This window comes from Streptomyces sp. AcH 505, assembly GCF_000818175.1.
Lineage (GTDB): Bacteria > Actinomycetota > Actinomycetes > Streptomycetales > Streptomycetaceae > Streptomyces.
Map to the genome: position 1 here is coordinate 5,947,634 of NZ_JTIY01000001.1, position 6,316 is coordinate 5,953,949.

A 6,316-nucleotide genomic window follows, 5' to 3' on the forward strand; every position below is an offset into this window, starting at 1 on the left:
TTTCGCCGAGTTCGATGCGGTAGCCGCGGAGTTTGATTTGGTTGTCGATGCGGCCGATGAATTCGAGGGTGCCGTCGGGGCGCCAGGTGAGGAGGTCGCCGGTGTGGTAGGTGCGGGGGTCGTGGGTGAGGTTGAGGGGTTGGGGGTGAAGCGTTGGGTGGTGAGGTCGGGTCGGTTGTGGTAGTTGCGGGCGAGGCAGATGCCGCCGAGGAGTGAGTGTGCGGGGACGCCGATGGGTGCGGGTTGGTTGTGGTGGTCGAGGAGGTAGGTGGTGGTGTTGGTGATCGGTTGGCCGAGGGTGGTGGTGTGGCCGTTGGGGTCGGGTGTGGTGGTGAGGCTCATGACGTTGGCGACGGAGCCTTCGGTGGCGCCGTATTCGTTGCTGATCGTGGTCTGGGTGGTGCTGGTGTTGAGGAGCTGGGCGACGAGGGTGGGGGTGAGGTTTTCGCCGCCGGCGACGATGGTGGTGATGTGGTGGGTGGCGTTTCGGGTGGTCAGATGCGCGGCGAGGATTTCCAGGTGAGAGGGGGTCGCCTTGAGGAAGCTGATCGGGACGTCGGTGAGGATCAGATCGATCGCGGCGTCGAAGGCGCTCTGGCCGGGCTCTGTCTGGGGGATGGCGAGTTGGGTGCCTTGGATGAGGGGCAGGAACAGGGCGGTGATGGTGAGGTCGAAGGTGATGGAGGAGTACAGGATCGTGCCGATCCCGTTGGGCTCCTGGACGGGGTAGTTCTGGTCGCACCAGTGCAGGTAGTTGACGACCCCCCGGTGTTCGAGGGCGACGCCCTTGGGCCTGCCGGTGGAGCCGGAGGTGTAGATGATGTACGCCAGATCGTCCGGCGAGGCGAACGGGGCCGGATTGTGTGTCGGTCCGTCGGGCCATTCGGTGTCGGCGAGGAGACGCGCGGTGTCGGCCGGCAGCCGGTCGGTGTGCTCCGTGCTGGTGATGATGAGCGGTGCCTGGGCGTCCTCGACCATGTAAGTGATGCGCTCAGTCGGGTACTCCGGGTCGAGCGGCACGAACGCGGCCCCGGCTTTCAGGATGCCGAGGAAAGCGGCGATGAGCTGCGGCGAGCGATCGAGGCAGACGGCGATCAGCGTGTCCGGCGTGATGCCCGTATCGCGTAGGTGGTGGGCGAGCTGGTTGGCGCGAGCATTGAGCTGGGCGTACGTCCACTCCTCGGCCCCATGCGTGAGAGCCACGGCATCCGGGTCCGTGGCGACGCGGTCCTCGATGAGCTGGTGGATGGTGGCGGTGTCCGGGTACGGGCCCGTGACTCCGTTCCAGTCGACCAGGATCTGCTGCCGCTCCGTCTCCGTCAGCATGTTCAGTTCCGCGATGTTCGCTCCAGGAGCCGCAATGACAGACTCCAGCAAGGTCCGCAGATGGCCGGCCATCCGCTCGATCGTCGCCGCGTCGAACCGGCTCCGGTCGTACACGAACCGGAACTCCAAGGCGCGGCCCGCCGACGCGACCAGCGTGAGCGGGTAGCCCGTACGCTCAACGCAGTTGACCAGGCGCCGGGTCAGCCCCTCGGGGAAGTCCGACGGCTTCTGCACCACCGGGTAGTTCTCGAAGACCAGGATGGACCGGAACAGCGGCTCTCCCCGCGGGATGCTGCTGTGCTTCTGTACGTCGACGAGGTGGCAGTACTCCCACTGCCGCATCTCCAACTGCTCGTCCTGGAGATCCCGCAGCCAGCCCGCGACGCCGAGTTCACCCGTGAGCCGGCCTCGTACCGGGAGCGTGTTGATGAACAGACCCATCATCGAGTCCACGCCCGGCAGTGCGATCGAGCGGCCCGAGATGGTCGAGCCGAACAGCACCTCGTCGCTGCGGCTGTACCGGGAGAGCAGGATCGACCACAGCCCCTGCACCAGGGTGTTCATCGTGATCCGCTGCGACCTGGCGTAGTCGCGGGCCTGTGCGAACAGCTCGGAGGAGGCCTCCACCTCGAACTCCCCGACGCCCGTGTCCCCGGTGTCCCGGTCCACGTGCAGGTTGGTCGGCTCGGTGACCCCTGCCAGATACTTCGTCCAGAACTCCGCCGAGCTGTCGTCCCGTTGGGCGTTGAGCCATTCGATGTAGCGGCGGTACGGAACGGTCGTCGGCAGAGCGGCGGACGTACCGTCGAGCAGGCTGCGGTAGAGGGCGAACAGCTCCTTCTGGAGGATCTGCACGCTCCACCCGTCGAGCAGGATGTGGTGGAACGACCAGACCACGAACCGCCGTTGCTCCGCCGTCCGCAGCACCGTCACCCGTACCAGCGGCGCCCGGGACAGGTCGAAGCCGCGCTCCCAGTCCTCCGCGAGGAAGACGTCCAACTGCCGCTCCTGGTCGGGCAGGCCGCGCAGGTCCCGTACTTCGAAGGGCACGGGGGCCTGGCGCTGCACCACCTGCACCGGTTCCGACACGCCCTCCCACACGAACGCGCTGCGCAGGATCGAGTGCCGGTCGACGAGTCGCTGCCACGCCTGTCCGAACAGCGCGTCGTCGAAGGCGCCTTCGACCTCCTCCGTCATCTGGACCATGTACGGGCGGGTGTCGGACGTGTCCTCCAGCGAGTGGAAGAGCATCCCGAACTGGAGGGGCGAGAGCCCGTAGACGTCTTCCACGTTGTGCGTGCTCATATCGAGAACCTCTTCAGGATCGCGGCCATGTCGGTGTCACCGACGTCGGTGAGGGGGACGCCGGGGGTCGTCCGGCGGGAGTCGGCGGCGCCTTCGGCGCTGCCGGCGATCAGTCCGCGCAGGTGGTGGATCATGCCGTCGCCCAGTCGCTCGACGGTGCGCCGGTCGTGCAGCGCCGACGAGTAGCCGATGTACACCCCGAACGTGTCGCCCTCGACGGCCGCTGTCACGTCGAGGACGTTCCAGCGCATGCCGTCGGGACTGATCGAGTGCCCCTTGGGCTCATCCGCTGCGGCGTACCGCCCGATGCCCGGGAGGTCCCGGCTGAACTGCCCGAGGTAGTTGAAGTTGACCTCAGGGATCGGCTGCCGGCCCAGGACGGACGCCACTTCGGGCGCCCCGAGGTGGCGCAGGATGCCGTAGCCGACACCATTGTTCGGGATCCGGCCCAGCTGCTCCTTGACGGAGTCGACCGAATCGAGCGGCCCGGCGCCGGGTGTCAGTCGCAGCGCGACGGGGAACACCGACGTGAACCAGCCGACGGTCCGTGAAAGGTCCACGTCGGGGAAGAGATCCTCGCGGCCGTGTCCCTCCAGACCGATCAGCGTCTCGTCGTCGCCCGTCCAGTCCCGCAGCGCGTGGGCGAGGGCGGTGAGGAGCGCATCGTTGATCCGCGTGCTGAAGACGCGGGGGACGTCGCGCAGCAGGGCCCGTGTCTCCTCGGCGGTGAGGGCCACCGCGACGGTGGACGCCGAGCCCAGCTCGTTACGTCCGTCCCCGTCACGCGGAACCCGCCCGGAGGGCTTCGCCTCCGCCCAGTACGCGAACTCGGCCCGTGCCGCGTCCGACGTAGCGAACGCCCGCAGCCGTTCCGCCCAGGCCCGGAAGGACGTCGTCTTCGCGGCGAGCCGGGGCGCCCTGCCGGCGGCGCGCTGCTCGTAGCAACTCCCCAGGTCCTCCAGGAGGATCCGCCAGGACACACCGTCGACGGCCAGGTGGTGTACGGCGATGAGCAGCCGCTGTCCACGTGCCGACCCCAGCTGCAGCAGGGCACACCGCATCAGCGGCCCCTTTGCCAGGTCGAGGCTCTGCTGGGTCTCCTCCGCGATGGCGAGCGACACCGAGCTCAAGGCGTCGTCGGTGACGTCGGACAAGTCGTGGACGTCGAGGATGCCGGTGTCCACAGACTCGTCCAGATACTGCCGCCAGCCTGCGTCACCGTTCTCGCACCGCAGGCGCAACGCGTCGTGGTGCTCCACCAGGTCGGCCAGCGCCAGCCTGAGGACATCGGGGTCCAAGGCGTCGGTGGCCAGCAGTTCGGCCTGGTTGAAGTGGTCGAACGCCGGCAGTTCCTTCTCGAAGAACCAGTGCTGGATCGGTGTCAGCGGTACGTCGCCCACGACACGGCCCTGCTCCGCGTCGACCGGAGTGGCCGCGCCGGCGTGGACCGCGATCTCGGCGATCGTCTGATGCTTGAAGATCGTGCGCGGGGTGAGGTGCAGGCCGAACTTCTTGGCCCTGGCGATCATTTGGATGCTGATGATCGAGTCGCCGCCCAGCTCGAAGAAGTTGTCGTGGATACCGACGGTCTCGATGCCGAGGATGTCGCCCCACACCGAAGCGAGGGTGCGCTCGGTGGGAGTGCGGGGGGCGGTGTAGGTGGTGTCGAGGTCGGGGCGGTGGTGGTCGGGGGCGGGGAGGGCTTTGGTGTCGACCTTGCCGTTGGGGGTGAGGGGGAGCTGGTCGAGCGTGGTGTAGGCGGCGGGAACCATGTAGTCGGGGAGCTGGTTCTGGAGATGGGTGCGCAGCTCGTGTGTGGTGGGTGTGGTGGACCCGGGGGTGGTGGTGAGGTAGGCGGTGAGCCGTTTGTCGCCGGGGGTGTCTTCGCGTACGACGACGGCTGTGGTGGCTATGTCGGGGTGGGTGGTGAGGGCGGTTTCGATTTCGCCGAGTTCGATGCGGTAGCCGCGGAGTTTGATTTGGTTGTCGATGCGGCCGATGAATTCGAGGGTGCCGTCGGGGCGCCAGGTGAGGAGGTCGCCGGTGTGGTAGGTGCGGGGGTCGTTGGTGAGGTTGAGGGGGTTGGGGGTGAAGCGTTGGGTGGTGAGGTCGGGTCGGTTGTGGTAGTTGCGGGCGAGGCAGATGCCGCCGAGGAGTGAGTGTCCGGGGATGCCGATGGGTGCGGGCTGGTTGTGGTGGTCCAGGAGGTAGGTGGTGGTGTTGGTGATCGGTTGGCCGAGGGTGGTGGTGTACCCGTTGGGGTCGGGGGTGGTGGTGAGGCTCATGACGTTGGCGACGGAGCCTTCGGTCGCTCCGTATTCGTTGCTGATCGTGGTCTGGGTGGTGCTGGTGTTGAAGAGGTGTGCCGTGAGGGTGGGGGTGAGGTTTTCACCGCCGGCGATGATGGTGGTGATGTGGTGGGTGGCGTTCTGGCCGGTGAGGTGGGCGGCGAGGATTTCCAGGTGGGAAGGGGTCGCCTTGAGGAAGCTGATCGGGACGTCGGTGAGGATCATGTCGATCGCCGCGTCGAACGCGCTCTGGCCGGGCTCTGTCTGGGGGATGGCGAGCTGGGTGCCCTGGATGAGCGGCAGGAACAGAGCCGTGATGGTCAGGTCGAAGGTGATGGAGGAGTACAGGATCGTGCCGATCCCACCCGGCTCGGTGACGGGGTAGTTCTGGTCGCACCAGTGCAGGTAGTTGACGACGCCCCGGTGTTCGAGCGCGACGCCTTTGGGCCGGCCGGTGGAGCCGGAGGTGTAGATGATGTAGGCCAGGTCATCGGGCGAGGCGAGCGGCAGGGGGTTTTCGGTCGGTCCGTCCGGCCACTCGGTGTCGGCCAGAAGGCGTGGGGTGTCGGCCGGCAGTCGTTCGGTGTGGTTCGTACTGGTGATGATGAGTGGTGCCTGGGCGTCCTCGACCATGTAGGTGATGCGCTCGGTCGGGTACTCGGGGTCCAGCGGCACGAACGCCGCCCCTGCCTTCATGATCCCGAGGAGGGTCGCGATGAGCTGGGGGGACCGGTCGAGGCAGACGGCGATCAGGGTGTCCGGGGTGATGCCGGTCGTGCGTAGGTGGTGGGCGAGCTGGTTGGCGTGCGCGTTGAGCTGCGCGTATGTCCACTGCTCGGAGCCGTAGGTGAGGGCGATGGAGTCCGGGTCCGTGGCGACGCGGTCCTCGATCAGCTGGTGAATGGTGGCGGTGTCCGGGTAGGGCCCGGTGGTTCCGTTCCAGTCGACCAGGATCTGCTGCCGCTCCACCTCCGTCAGCATGTTCAGCTCGGACAAGCGGGCGTCAGGAGTGGCCGCCACGGACGCGGCCAGGGTGGCGAGGTGGCCGGCCATCCGCTCGATCCGCGCCCGGTCGAACAGATCCGTCCGGTACTCCAGCGCCGCCAGCACCTCACCGCCCGACTCCGCAGCTGTCAGCTGGAGGTCGAACTTCGCGTCCTGGCCGCCCACTCCGACCTGCTCGACGTCGAGGCCGGGCAGGCTCCACGTGTCTCCGTCCGGAGTGTTCTGGAACACGAAGAGGGTCTGGAACAGCGGGTTGCGCGACAGATCGCGGTTCGGGGCCAGCTCGTCCACCAGGCGCTCGAAGGGCAGGTCCTGGTGGTCGTACGCGCCCAGCGCCGTGTCCTTGACGCGGTTGATCAGCTCGGCGAACGTCGGGTCCCCGGACAGGTCGG

The 6,316-nt window shown here is 67.5% G+C and carries 2 protein-coding genes; both read right to left on the bottom strand.

From position 1 onward, the window contains the following. Positions 1-2,631: condensation domain-containing protein (locus HY68_RS26590; protein WP_277816770.1), on the bottom strand; the 2,631-nt coding region annotated here is incomplete at its 3' end. Continuing rightward, positions 2,628-6,316, bottom strand: a 3,689-nt coding sequence (locus HY68_RS26595; RefSeq protein ID WP_157874459.1) for a non-ribosomal peptide synthetase, incomplete at its 5' end; no start/stop codon positions are given. The genes HY68_RS26595 and HY68_RS26590, both read right to left, overlap by 4 nt.